Annotated in this window: 10 protein-coding genes; 1 reads left to right on the top strand and 9 read right to left on the bottom strand. The window is 63.8% G+C overall.

What is annotated here, in order from left to right; translation table 11 throughout:
• Positions 1 to 138: 138 nt before the first annotated feature.
• The 5 genes from ACJ2A4_RS05350 to ACJ2A4_RS05330 all read right to left on the bottom strand — a co-directional run bounded on the left by ACJ2A4_RS05350 (position 139) and on the right by ACJ2A4_RS05330 (position 5,717).
• Entirely contained in the window at positions 139 to 558 is a 420-nt protein-coding gene (locus ACJ2A4_RS05350) for a DUF1489 family protein (RefSeq protein WP_408873911.1), read from the bottom strand.
• A 23-nt stretch (positions 559 to 581) separates the two neighbouring features.
• A complete protein-coding gene (locus tag ACJ2A4_RS05345; RefSeq protein WP_408873910.1) occupies positions 582 to 1,682 on the bottom strand; it encodes a nucleoside hydrolase in 1,101 nt (366 codons plus the stop codon).
• 36 nt (positions 1,683 to 1,718) lie between these two features.
• Positions 1,719 to 2,897 carry a radical SAM family heme chaperone HemW gene (gene hemW / locus ACJ2A4_RS05340; protein WP_408873909.1) on the bottom strand — a complete coding sequence of 393 codons (1,179 nt, stop codon included), beginning with the start codon at positions 2,895 to 2,897 and terminating at the stop codon, positions 1,719 to 1,721.
• Positions 2,894 to 4,921: a potassium transporter Kup gene (locus ACJ2A4_RS05335; protein WP_408873908.1), complete on the bottom strand. Its 2,028-nt coding sequence runs from the start codon at positions 4,919 to 4,921 to the stop codon at positions 2,894 to 2,896. The genes hemW and ACJ2A4_RS05335 overlap by 4 nt, the downstream gene beginning before the upstream one ends.
• A gap of 115 nt (positions 4,922 to 5,036) precedes the next feature.
• The gene (locus tag ACJ2A4_RS05330) at positions 5,037 to 5,717 is read right to left on the bottom strand and encodes a YggS family pyridoxal phosphate-dependent enzyme (RefSeq protein ID WP_408873907.1); all 681 of its coding nucleotides are present in this window, start codon (positions 5,715 to 5,717) and stop codon (positions 5,037 to 5,039) included.
• A 75-nt stretch (positions 5,718 to 5,792) separates the two neighbouring features.
• Here ACJ2A4_RS05330 and ACJ2A4_RS05325 point away from each other — a divergent pair, with 75 nt between their 5' ends.
• Positions 5,793 to 7,145 carry an RsmB/NOP family class I SAM-dependent RNA methyltransferase gene (locus ACJ2A4_RS05325; protein WP_408873906.1) on the top strand — a complete coding sequence of 451 codons (1,353 nt, stop codon included), beginning with the start codon at positions 5,793 to 5,795 and terminating at the stop codon, positions 7,143 to 7,145.
• Between the two features lie 49 nt (positions 7,146 to 7,194).
• On the opposite strand, the gene ACJ2A4_RS05320 is transcribed toward ACJ2A4_RS05325, so the two are convergent.
• The 4 genes from ACJ2A4_RS05320 to ACJ2A4_RS05305 all read right to left on the bottom strand — a co-directional run bounded on the left by ACJ2A4_RS05320 (position 7,195) and on the right by ACJ2A4_RS05305 (position 11,836).
• Positions 7,195 to 8,241: an aldo/keto reductase gene (locus ACJ2A4_RS05320; protein WP_408873905.1), complete on the bottom strand. Its 1,047-nt coding sequence runs from the start codon at positions 8,239 to 8,241 to the stop codon at positions 7,195 to 7,197.
• Between the two features lie 89 nt (positions 8,242 to 8,330).
• Entirely contained in the window at positions 8,331 to 9,950 is a 1,620-nt protein-coding gene (locus ACJ2A4_RS05315; protein WP_408873904.1) for an ATP-binding protein, read from the bottom strand.
• A 5-nt stretch (positions 9,951 to 9,955) separates the two neighbouring features.
• Positions 9,956 to 10,681 carry a response regulator gene (locus tag ACJ2A4_RS05310; protein ID WP_062506969.1) on the bottom strand — a complete coding sequence of 242 codons (726 nt, stop codon included), beginning with the start codon at positions 10,679 to 10,681 and terminating at the stop codon, positions 9,956 to 9,958.
• A gap of 99 nt (positions 10,682 to 10,780) precedes the next feature.
• Positions 10,781 to 11,836, bottom strand: coding sequence for a cysteine synthase A (locus ACJ2A4_RS05305; protein ID WP_408873903.1), 1,056 nt, complete (start codon positions 11,834 to 11,836; stop codon positions 10,781 to 10,783).
• Positions 11,837 to 11,881 lie beyond the last annotated feature (45 nt).

The raw sequence follows: 11,881 nt of genomic DNA, 5'->3' as shown, positions 1-11,881 counted from the left end.
TATCAAGCCCGCAAAACTGTCCGAACGGACGGGACCACCTCTAACGTCATGTGGTTCCCCGGAATAGGAGCATGACGTTTCATGTCCCATACCGTTCCCGGAATGCAGCGAAAATGAGGCCTGTTGGGTCCGGAAGGCTCAGATCAGGGCGAGTTCGGCCAGCTCGCGACGAAGCTGTGGTGGAAGCTCGGCGATACCGTCGTCACCGAGACTGTTGCCGAAATCGGGCGGGGCGTCTTTAGGTTCCAGATAGCGCCAGCCCTGAAACGGGCGCATGGGGCGTGGCTGGACCGGGATGATTTCGTCAGACACGACGATCAGCGTGCCTGTGCTGCCATCCATGCGCTGGCAGCTTTCCAGCCCGATGATCGGCTGGCGGCATAGGATCATGCCATCCATCACGCGGTACAGCGAGCCACCGTCCAGCACCTCTTCGGCCCGTTTGGGCATGGTGCGGGTCTGGACGGTGGCGTGGCCGTTGACGCGGTAGTGGTTCAGCCGCTCGCGCAGGACTTCAAGACTCGGGCAGCCGACGGCCAGCTTGATGATGTTCAGCATGTGTGTCGGGTGCCCTCCTTGGGTTAGTGCGTGCCCAGAGCCTTCTGGGACTGCGAGACGAAATCGTTGATGAAGCGCGTCTTGTCGATCGACTGCACGATCTTCACCTTGCGTAGGCCCATGGCTTTCGGCGCCGTGGAATCCGGCCAGATATGGGCGTGGCCGTAATCCATGCCGTGTTCGATGTTGATGTCCATGACGGCCGTGACGGACTTCGTGACCAGTGTGGGATCAACGGCGATGGCGGAGGTCAGTTCATCCCACAGCGGCAGAGGGGCCTGATACTTTTTCAGGTAATCCGTGACGGCGTTGTGCTTTTCATCGATGCGGTTCGCGAGTTCAGGCGTCATCATGATGTCGTTCGAGACATTGCCGACACAGGTGATGGAGGCCCAGGGTGCGGTCAGAGTGATGCGGGCGGCTTCGGGGTCCATGATCATGTTGAAGTCGGACGCGAAGTCGGCATTGCCGGTGACGGACATCATGCTGGCATCAAGCAGACCGCCCATGAAGACAAGCTGTTTCGCGGTCGCGGCAAAAGTCGGGTCAATGCGGATGGCGAGGGCGAGGTTTGTCAACGGACCGGCGGCAATGACCGTGACCTGATGCGGGTGAGCGTGAACCTCGCGGATCAGGAACATGGCGGCCGGAAGCGGATCGGCCGCGATATGTGGCGTACCTTCCGGCAGCTTGCCGACGGGGGGCTGCGTAGCCGGGACGTGCTCGATGGAGCCGAGACCGCCCCAGGCGCCCTTCCAGGGAATGACGCCGAACTGCTGTTCGCGCAGCTTCGTCTCGGCCACCGTGTTGACCAGCGGCGTGGTGGCACCGTCGGCGACGGGGATCTGCGTCTGGCGGGCGATTTCCAGAAAGCGGAGGGCATGCGCCGTGCCCGCGTTTTCCCAGTCATCGCCAATGACGGAGGTCAGGCCCAGCAGTGTCACGTCGGGGCGGTTGAGCAGCGGGATGATGGACTGGATGTTGGAGCCGCCCGGGCCGAGGAAGTCGTTGTCGAGTACGACATAGTTCGGAGCGGGGTTCGAGGCAGGAGCAGCGCTTGCTGTGGCAAGCGGGGCCAGCACGGTGCAGGCGGCCAGAAGGGCAGAGAGAATGGGTCGGCGCATGGTCTCTTCCAGATGGATTAAGACCGGATCATGCCTTCAAGTGACCAGTCGCGCCAGTATTGCTTCAAGCCGGAGCCGTCCTTCGCCTGTCGCGCGCAGGATGCTGTGGGCTCGCTCAAGGTAGTTTTCCTCGATGCAGGCTTCAAGCATGGCAGGGTCCACGCAGTCCATGAGTGCCCGGCCCGTGCGGGTGGCAAAGGAGGCTTCATTGATGCCTTCGGACAGGCGCAGGCCCATCAGCAGGGCTTCGCGGCCCTTTTCTTCGGGGGTGAGGAGCGTTTCCTCGGTGCTACCAGAGCCTGTTTTTTCGACACGCTCCGCCCAAGGCTCCGGTGCACGATGGCGGCGGGTGGCGTAGAGTTGGCCGTCCAGTGTGAGACGGCCATGAGCGCCAGGGCCGATGCCGATATAATCCGCATAGCGCCAGTAGGTCAGATTGTGCCGGCTTTCCGCGCCGGGGCGGGCATAGTTTGAGACTTCATAGGGCAGCAGGCCGTGACGGGCGGCGATTTCGCCGGTCAGATCATACAGGCGGGCAGCCGTGTCCTCGTCGGGCAGGGTCAGTTCGCCGCGGCGGCGCATGGCTTCGAACTTCGTGCCGGGCTCGATGGTGAGCTGATACAGCGAAAGGTGATCGGCCACGAGGTCGAGTGCGGTGGTGAGTTCGTCCGTCCAGTCGGCATCGCTCTGGCCGGGGCGGGCGTAGATCAGGTCAAAGGAAATGCGCGGGAACAGGGTTCGGGCGGTTTCGAGCGCACGGATGGCCTGTGTGGCGGAATGTTCGCGGCCGAGCTTGTGCAGGGCATCGTCGCGCAGGCTCTGCACGCCGAGTGAGACGCGGTTGACGCCCGCCTGACGGAAGGCCGCGAATTTCCCGGCCTCGACGCTGGTTGGATTGGCTTCGAGCGTGATTTCGAGATTGTCTTCCGCATCGAACAGGCGATGCGCATCCTCGATCAGGGCGGCGACGGTTTCGGGCGCCATGAGCGACGGCGTACCCCCACCGAAGAAGATTGATCGCAGGGGGCGTTTGACGCCGTCGCGGGTCAGACGGGCGGCGTCATGGGCCAGTTCGCGGCGCAGGGCCTCGGCGAAGCGCTGCTGCGGGATCACCTCCCGGACATGGGAGTTGAAATCGCAGTAGGGGCACTTCGCCAGACAGAACGGCCAGTGGATGTAGAGGGAGAGCGGGCCGGGTTGTGATGTGGTTGTCAAATGGCGATCCGGACGCCGAACTCCACAACGCGGTCAGGCGGGATACGCAGGAACTCTGTTGTGGAGGCGGCATTGCGCAGGAGGAGAAGGAAGATCCACATCCGCCAGAGCTGCATCTTCGGCACACGGGAGCGCACGACCAGCTCATGCGACGTGAAGTACGACGCCTGGATGGCATCGAACGCCACGCCCAGCGCATTCAGCTCCAGCAGCGCACGCGGAAGGTTCGGCATCTCCATGAAGCCGTAGCGGACGATGACGCGATGGATGTTCGGCGCCAGTTCCTGAACGATGGCGCGATGCCCGCGCTCGGCTTCCGGCTGGTCAAGGTTTTCGACCGTCACGAACAGGATGTGATCGTGCAGGACCTTGTTGTGCTTGAGGTTATGCAGCAGCGAATTCGGCACGATGTCCGGATTGGCGGTCAGGAAGACCGCCAGGCCGGGGACACGGATCGTGCGGGACTGCGGCAGTCGGGCGAGGAAGGAGCCCATCGGCATGGAATCCGCCTGCTGACGGGCTGCAATGAGGCTGCGTCCGCGCTTCCAGGTGGTCATGATGATGGTGCTGATGATGCCGATCGCCAGCGGGACCCAGCCGCCATCGGGGATTTTGAGTACGTTCGCCGAGAAGAAAATGCTGTCCACGATGAAGAAGAAGCCGAAGACGATCGCAACCGTCGCGGACTTCCATTTGAAGACGCGGCGGAACACCACCATCGCCAGCACGCAGGTGCACAGGAACGTGCCCGTCACGGCGATGCCGTAAGCCGCGGCGAGGGCCGAGGACGTGCGGAACGCCAGAACCAGAACCAGCGCGCCAAAGGCCAGGATCCAGTTGAGGGACGGCAGATAGATCTGTGCTTCCTCGGAGGCATTGGTGTGCATGATGCGGGTGCGCGGCAGATAGCCGAGCTGGATGAGCTGGCGGCACAGGGAGAAGCTGCCCGAGATGCCGGCCTGCGAGGCGATCACGGTCGCAAACGTCGCAAGGACCAGCATCGGGATCTGCGCCCAGTGCGGCACCAGAAGATAGAACGGGTTGGACAGGGCATGCGGATCGCGGATCAGCAGGGCGGCCTGCCCGAAATAGTTCAGCGTCAGCGACGGCAGGACGAAGAACAGCCAGGCCTTGCGGATCGGCGCGCGGCCGAAATGGCCCATATCGGCGTAAAGCGCTTCCGCACCTGTCACGGAGAGCACGACCGAACCCAGTGCGATGAACGACAGATAGCCGTGAAGAACGATGAATTCGAGCGCGAAAGTCGGGGACAGGGCAAGCAGGATATGCGGGTAGAGGAAGATGCCCTTGATGCCGAGAATGGCGAGCACGCTGAACCAGCAGACCATGATCGGCCCGAAAGCCTTGCCGATCTTGCCCGTACCCAGCACCTGCACCGAAAACAGGGCGACCAGCACGACCATCGCCAGTGGAATGATGATGTGGCTGGCCGAGGGAACGGAAGTCTCAATACCCTCCACGGCCGAAAGCACGGAAATGGCCGGGGTAATGATGCTGTCACCAAAGAACAGACAGGTGCCCGCAATACCCACGAGGCCGAAAAGCCATCGGAAATGCTGCGACTTGCACACGCGCTGGGCCAGGGACATCAGCGCGATGATGCCGCCTTCGCCATCATGGTCGGCCCTCATGATGAGGATGACGTATTTGATGGTGACGATGAGCATCAGCGCCCAGAAGGTCAGGCTGGCGAGCCCCATGATTTCCCAGGGCTGGGCCGGCGCCTTCGGCGAACTGACGATGCTGACCGAGGATTGCAGGGCATAGAGCGGGCTTGTGCCGATATCGCCATAGACCACACCCAGCACCGCGAGCAGGGCACCCATGCCGGCGGGACGCTTATGGCCGGAGCCCTCTTCTCCACCGCCGATTTCGTGGGTGTGTCCCTCCGAGCGGGCCTGCTCGATCGTCTGCACGATTCCGGCGGAGTCGTTGGGAATTCCTACGCCATGAGGAGGGTTGGAGGCGTGGTCACCGTCATGTTCAGGCATTGCTGGTTCCATTTACGGGCGTCAATAGAGTGCCGCTGTCTACTGTCACAGCGCTTCTCGAGCGCGGCTCCGCATCAGGGCAACTGTCCCTCATGACAAGATTTCTGCGGCGGACGCAAGCCGCGTGTCAGGATTGTGGCGCGGGGCGGGCTCCGAAAATGGCGGTCCCGACCCGGACCAGCGTCGCATTTTCGGCAATGGCGGTTTCAAAATCAGCGGACATTCCCATCGAGAGCACCGGCAGGCCATGTCGCTGGCTCATGTCGCGCAGCAGACGGAAATGGGGCGCAGGATCTTCGCCTTCGGGGGGGATGCACATCAGGCCGCGGATCTTTGGTCCGAATCTTTTGAGCGAGGCTTCGATGAAAGCATCGGCCTCTTCGCGTGGAACACCGGATTTCTGCGGTTCGTCGCCCGTATTGACCTGCACGAGAAGCTCGGGGAGGCGACCGACTTTCTGTGCGCCCTTCTCGATGGCGTCGGACAGGGACGGGCGGTCGAGGCTTTCGATCATGTCGGCGATCTGGCATGCCTCGGCCGCCTTGTTGGTCTGCAGGCCACCGATGATGTGCAAACGCAGGTCCGGGAAGGTCTTGCGGAGTTCCGGAAACTTGGAGGCCGCTTCCTGCACGCGGTTCTCGCCAAACAGGCGCTGGCCGGCTTTCAGCGCGGCTTCGACGCTCTCTATCGGGTGGAACTTGCTGACGGCGACGAGGGAGACATCCGCCTCTGCACGTCCGGCCTTTTCGCAGGCTTGGGCAATGCGGTGACGGATGGCGGCGAGGTTCTGGGCAATAAGATCGGACATGTCTGGAGAAGACGCCATTGCGTCCGTGGCCGCAAGATGCGATTTCGGCAGGATGCGAGAGACCGATAGCCAGTCATGACCCAGAAGCCTTCCAATCCGTCGCCCCGTAATCCAGCCTCCGGAAACCGGAGCGGTGGTTCACGTCGTTCGCGGGGCCCTTCGCAGGGCAGGACGCAGGAGCGCCGTCCCGCGCCGGATCCGACGCGCGATCTGGCATTCGATATCGTCTGCGGTGTGGTCGAGCATCGCCGGATGCTGGAGACGACGCTGGACCGCGCCGGGCCGATGGATCCGCGTGACCGTGCATCCGCGCATCGTCTGGCGGCGACGACGCTGCGTCATCTGGGCAGCATGACCGAACTGCTTCAGCCGATGCTGCGACGCGAGCCGCCCGAGCCGGTGCGCTGTGCGCTGCTGATGGGCGTGGCGCAGCTGCTGCATCTGGAAACACCGCCTCATGCGGCCGTCGGCACGATCGTGGATCTGCTGCGTCGTCGTGGTCTGGCGCCATTCGCGGGGCTGGCCAATGCGGTGCTGCGACGCGTGTCGCGGGAAGGGCACGATCTGCTGGAGGGCCTCGACGAGGACCGGCTGGATGTGCCGCCCTGGCTGTGGAGTGCGTGGGGCAAGCGGGCGCGGGCGATTTCGCGCGGTCTGCATCGTGAGGCGCCGCTGGATCTGACGTTGCGTCCGGGCGCGGTCGCGCCGGAAGGGGGCGAGGTGCTGCCAACCGGTTCCGTCCGTTATCCGGCCGGCACGCGGATTACGGCGCTGGAAGGGTTCGAGGACGGCGCGTTCTGGGCGCAGGACGTGGCGGCGACGATGCCGGTGAAGCTTATGGGAGATGTGGCGGGCAAGACCGTTGTGGATCTCTGTGCGGCACCGGGCGGCAAGACGGCGCAGCTTGCGACGGCTGGCGCGCATGTCGTGGCGGTCGAGCGCGAGGAAGCGCGGGCCAAGCGGCTTGAGGAAAACATTGCGCGTCTGAAGCTTACGGCAAAGACGGTCGTGGCGGATGCTGCGACATGGCGTCCGCAAACGTCGGTGGACATGGTCCTGCTGGATGCGCCGTGTTCCGCGACGGGGACACTGCGCCGCCATCCGGATGTGCTGTGGATCAAGCGCCCGCGCGATGTGACGGCACTGGCGGAAGGTCAGGATGCGCTGATCGACGCGGCACACGAGATGCTCAAGCCGGGCGGCGTGCTGCTTTATGCCGTGTGCTCGCTCCAGGACGAGGAAGGGCCGGAGCGGATCAAGGCTGCGATTGCACGTGGTGGCTGGAAGTTCGATCCGTTCTCGGAAGCCGCGCTGGCGGATATGGCCGTCGCGCGGACCTGGGACGGGATGTTCCGCACTCATCCGGGCCTGTGGAGCGAACTCGGCGGCATGGACGGGTTCTTTGCCGCGCGACTGATCAAGGTCTGATCCCGCCCGGCATCAGAGGCGCATAAGCCCCGATGCCGGATGCTCCGCCTCAGGGAGCCGGGTTGGAGTGGACCTGATGGATGGCGTTGATCTTCTCTTCCAGTTCGGGCGTGATGGTCACGTTTTCCGCGCCGAGAATGGTGCGGAGCTGCTCCAGGCTGGTGGCGCCGATAATGTTGGACGTCACGAAGGGCCGTGAGGTCACGAAGGCAATGGCGAGCTGGACGGGGTCGATCCCTTCCTCGCGGGCGAGGGCGTGATAGGCCGTGACGGCCTCATCAACGCCGGGCTTCTGGTAACGCTGGCCGCGATCGAACAGCGTGGTGCGGGCGCCTGCGGGACGGGCGCCGTTGAGATACTTCCCGGTGAGATAGCCCTGAGCCAGCGGAGAGTAAGCCAGTAGCCCGACTTTCTCCTGAAGCGCCATTTCCGCCAGACCGATTTCGAACGTCCGGTTGATCAGGTTGTAGGCGTTTTGAATGGAAGCCACGCGGGGCAGGCCGGTGCGGGAGGCTTCCAGAAATTTCGAGACACCCCAGGCGGTCTCGTTGGAGAGGCCGACATGACGGATCTTGCCTTCATTCACGAGATCGCCGAGCACGCCGAGCGTTTCTTCGATGGGGACGGAGGTTTCTTCCGGCAGGTCGCGGAATGTCGTGCCGCCTGCGCCGAACAGGCCGATTTTCCGGTCCGGCCAGTGGAGCTGATAGAGGTCGATATAGTCCGTGCCGAGGCGGCGCAGGGAGCCTTCGAGGGCGTAGCGGATCTGGCGCGGGGTCAGGCGGGCTTCCTCGCCATCGGGCCGGAACCACGGCATGGCGGTGCGTCCGACGACCTTGCTGGCGATGACAAGGCGGTCCCGGCCACCGCGGGCTTTCAGCCAGCTTCCGATGATGGTTTCCGTTGAGCCCTGCGTCTCGGCGCGGGGTGGAATGGAATAGAGTTCGGCTGTGTCGATGAAGTTGATGCCGTGGTCCAGCGCCATGTCGAGCTGGGCGTGGCCTTCGGCTTCGGTGTTCTGCTGACCGAAGGTCATGGTGCCGAGGCAGATTTCGCTGACGGCAATGCCGGTGCGGCCAAGTTCACGCTGTTTCATGGGAAAGACCTGATCAGAAAATGGGGGGAAGCCCCCAGCATGGAAGGGCCGGCACCATTGATCAAGGTGCGGGCCTGTCCGGACCGGGCTTACAGGGCCAATGTTACGATGACGCGCAGCCCGCCGCTCGGCCGGTTTTCGAGGCGGACATTCCCGCCCTGGCCATGCAGGATGGTGCGGGCGATGGACAGACCCAGACCGCTGCCGCCGGTCTCACGGTTGCGGCTGCTTTCGATGCGGACGAAGGGCTCGAACACACGGTCCAGCTCGCTTTCGGGCAGGCCGGGGCCGTTATCTTCGATCAGGATCTTGACCACGTTGCCCTTCTCGCCCGGATGGGTGGCGGGAATGAGCGTGACATGCGCGTTGCCACCATATTTCAGGGCATTGAGGATCAGGTTGTTCAGGGCCCGTTTGAGCGCCACCGAGCGGGCCTTGATCCGGACAGGAACATTGGGCGGCTCGTAGAACAGGTCGTCGGCTTTGTCCGGCAGGCTTTCGGCTGCTTCGTCCATGATGGTCTGGAGCAGGGCGCGCAGGTCGAGCGAGACGATGGGTTCGGCGGAGGCGCTGTCCCGCCCGAAGGCCAGCGTGGCCGAGACCATGGCTTCCATTTCGTCCAGATCGGCCAGAACCTTGTTGCGCAGTTCCTCGTCGTCAATGAATTCGGCGCGAAGTTTCAGGCGTGTGATGGGCGTGCGCAGGTCATGGCCGATGGCGGTCAGCATGAGCGTGCGGTCCGTCACGAAGCGACGGATGCGCAGGGCCATGGTGTTGAAGGCGATGGCGGCACGACGGATTTCGGAGGGGCCGTTCTCGGGCAGGGCGACCGTGTGGACGTCCCGGCCCAAAGCTTCGGCGGCATTGGCCAGCGTTCTGACAGGCGCGATCAGGCGCTGCGTGGCCCAGACGATCATCGCACTCCCTGCAATCGACATGACGAGGAAGGCGATCATGAAGGTCGGGGAGCCGAACGGATTAGGCAGGGAGGTGACGAAACGTACCACGAGCCAGCAGTCACGGTCCGGCAGGAGGATCGAGGTCGAATGCGTGCGCATTTTCTGCCCGATCAGGACCTTGCGCGGATAGAGCGAGGACGGCAGGAGCGCCCAGCGCATGAAGGGTGGCATGTCGCGGCGGTGTATGGTGCCGGGAAAGCGCGGCTCTCCGTTCAGGTGCTCGGCGTCCGGATGTTCGCCATCGGGGTGTTCGGGAGGAAAATGGAACTCCGGTCCGCCCATTGGTCCCCCGGGCGGTCCTCCTGGTGGTCCCATCGGGCCGGGGAAGCCCGACCCTCCCATATCGGGTCCGGGATGCGGCATGCCCGGATCCATCGGGCCGGGAGGCGGAAAGCCCTCATGGCCCGATGGATCATCATGCAGGCGGTGCAGGAAAGACGGTGATGCCATCGCCGGAAACGGGATTTCATGCCCCTCGATCAGCGGGTCCGGCTCCTTGATCAGCAGCACCGTGACGTTGGAGGGGATATGCAGGTCGTCGATCGCATCGTGTCGGTCGGCGGGTTTGGCTTCCGCGACCGTGCGATAGATTGAAAAGACCTGAACCTGTTCCTCGTGGACCTGACTGCGCTCTTCCAGATCGAAGCGGTCCAGCGCGTGGATTCCGAGCCCCGCCGCTTCCACGACCGCAAGGCCCACGATCAGCAGCAGGCTGGTCCGGGCGACGAGAGACCGTGGCAGGATGTGCATCGGGTTCAGAGACGCTCCACTTCCGCTGCGAGCACGTAGCCACCGCCACGGACCGTCTTGATGACCTGTGCATTGCGCCCGTCATCCTCGAGCTTGCGGCGCAGGCGGCTGATGGCCACGTCGATCGCGCGATCGAACGGTCCGGCCTGACGGCCCCGCAGCAGTTCAAGCAGCATGTCACGCGTCAGGACGCGGTTTGCGCGCTCTAGCAGTGCCATGAGCAGGTCGTACTCGCCGCCCGTGAGGGAGACTTCCGCCCCGTCCGGGTTCAGCAGGCGCCGGCGCACGGGGTCGAGGCACCAGCCGGCGAAATGGATCTTGCGGGTGTCGGACGCCTGACGCTTGTCCTCGACATCAACCGTCCGGCGCAGGACGGCGCGGATGCGGGCGAGCAGTTCGCGCGGATTGAACGGCTTGGCGACGTAATCGTCCGCGCCGAATTCGAGGCCGATGATGCGGTCGGTTTCATCGCTCATGGCGGTGAGCATGATGATGGGGACGTTGTCCTGCGAGCGCAGCCAGCGCGCGACTTCAAGGCCGCTTTCGCCGGGCAGCATCAGGTCCAGCACCACGAGCTGGTAATGCCCGTTGGCCCAGGCCTTGCGGGCCTCGCGGGCGTCACGGGCGGCTGTGACGCGGAAATGGTTGCGTTCGAGGAACTGGCTCAGCAGTTCGCGGATTTCGCGGTCATCATCCACGACCAGAAGATGGGGCAGGGTTTCCGTGCTCATGACCAGAGGCCTTTCGGGAATGCTGTGACCGCGTTCGGACTGCTCATGCCGCCTGTCCGGAAAAAGGCGTTTCCGGACAGGATGTGGATGGGAGCGATGTTATGCCAGCCAGGGGGGAACAGGCAGGTTTTTCGCACGCAGGAACTCCGGGTTGAACAGCTTGGACTGATATCGGGCTCCACCGTCGCACAGAATTGTAACAATCGTATGTCCGGGACCGAGCCTGCGTGCCGTCCGGATTGCGGCGGCAACATTGATGCCGGACGAGCCCCCAACGGAGAGGCCTTCTTCCGATGTCAGGGAGAAAATCTGCTCCAGTGCTTCCGCATCGGGGATGCGTTCGGCGTCGTCGGGGTGCGAGCCTTCAAGATTCGCCGTGACACGACCCTGACCGATGCCTTCGGTGATGGAGTTGCCGGTGGCGGTGAGGTCGTTGGACTTGACCCAGCCATAAAGCGCGGAGCCTTCCGGATCGGCGAGGACGATGCGCGGGGCCGTCTTTCCTGCGGCTTTCGCCTGATTGCGCAGGCCGAGCGCAGTGCCGGCCAGCGTGCCGCCGGTGCCGCAGGCGCAGGTGAAGGCATCGACCTCGCCGCTCGTCTGTTCCCAGATCTCGCGGGCCGTGGTGGCGCGGTGGCCTTCGCGGTTGGCGGTGTTGTCAAACTGGTTGGCCCAGAATCCGCCGATCTCTTCGGCCAGACGGCGCGAGACGTGAACGTAATTGCCCGGATCGCGATACGGCTTGGCGGGTACGAGACGCAGATCCGCGCCGATCATGCGCAGGAAGTCCAGTTTCTCGCGGCTCTGTGTTTCCGGCACGACGATGACGGCCTTGCAGCCAACAGCATGGGCGACCAGTGTGAGGCCGATACCCGTATTGCCGGCCGTGCCTTCCACGACGGTTCCGCCGGGCTTGAGGGCGCCGGTCTTCAGAGCGTTCTCGATGATGGCCAGGGCTGCACGGTCCTTGACCGAGCCGCCCGGGTTCATGAACTCGGCCTTGCCGTAGATGTCGCAGCCCGTTTCCTCGGAGGCGCGTCTGAGGCGGATCAAGGGTGTACCCCCGATTGCGGCGGTCATGCCCGGGGAAGTGGTCTGCCATCCAGGCGTGGTGGCCGGAGAGACGGTTTGGCGGTTCGGGGAGATGTCAGTCATAGTTCACTCCTGTGCTGGGTGAATTATAGAACGCGTTTTGGAAGG

This window comes from Gluconobacter roseus, assembly GCF_046058915.1.
In the GTDB taxonomy this organism is placed as follows: domain Bacteria; phylum Pseudomonadota; class Alphaproteobacteria; order Acetobacterales; family Acetobacteraceae; genus Gluconobacter; species Gluconobacter roseus_A.
This window is presented reverse-complemented; position numbering and strand designations above follow the sequence as displayed.

Bases quoted from the DNA above. Each gene is read 5' to 3' on its own strand.
- ACJ2A4_RS05335 (WP_408873908.1), bottom strand. From the start codon at position 4,921: ATGGAACCAGCAATGCCTGAACATGACGGTGACCACGCCTCCAACCCT.
- ACJ2A4_RS05310 (WP_062506969.1), bottom strand. From the start codon at position 10,681: ATGAGCACGGAAACCCTGCCCCATCTTCTGGTCGTGGATGATGACCGC.
- ACJ2A4_RS05345 (WP_408873910.1), bottom strand. From the start codon at position 1,682: ATGCGCCGACCCATTCTCTCTGCCCTTCTGGCCGCCTGCACCGTGCTG.
- ACJ2A4_RS05305 (WP_408873903.1), bottom strand. From the start codon at position 11,836: ATGACTGACATCTCCCCGAACCGCCAAACCGTCTCTCCGGCCACCACG.
- ACJ2A4_RS05330 (WP_408873907.1), bottom strand. From the start codon at position 5,717: ATGTCCGATCTTATTGCCCAGAACCTCGCCGCCATCCGTCACCGCATT.
- ACJ2A4_RS05320 (WP_408873905.1), bottom strand. From the start codon at position 8,241: ATGAAACAGCGTGAACTTGGCCGCACCGGCATTGCCGTCAGCGAAATC.
- ACJ2A4_RS05350 (WP_408873911.1), bottom strand. From the start codon at position 558: ATGCTGAACATCATCAAGCTGGCCGTCGGCTGCCCGAGTCTTGAAGTC.
- ACJ2A4_RS05315 (WP_408873904.1), bottom strand. From the start codon at position 9,950: ATGCACATCCTGCCACGGTCTCTCGTCGCCCGGACCAGCCTGCTGCTG.
- ACJ2A4_RS05325 (WP_408873906.1), top strand. From the start codon at position 5,793: ATGACCCAGAAGCCTTCCAATCCGTCGCCCCGTAATCCAGCCTCCGGA.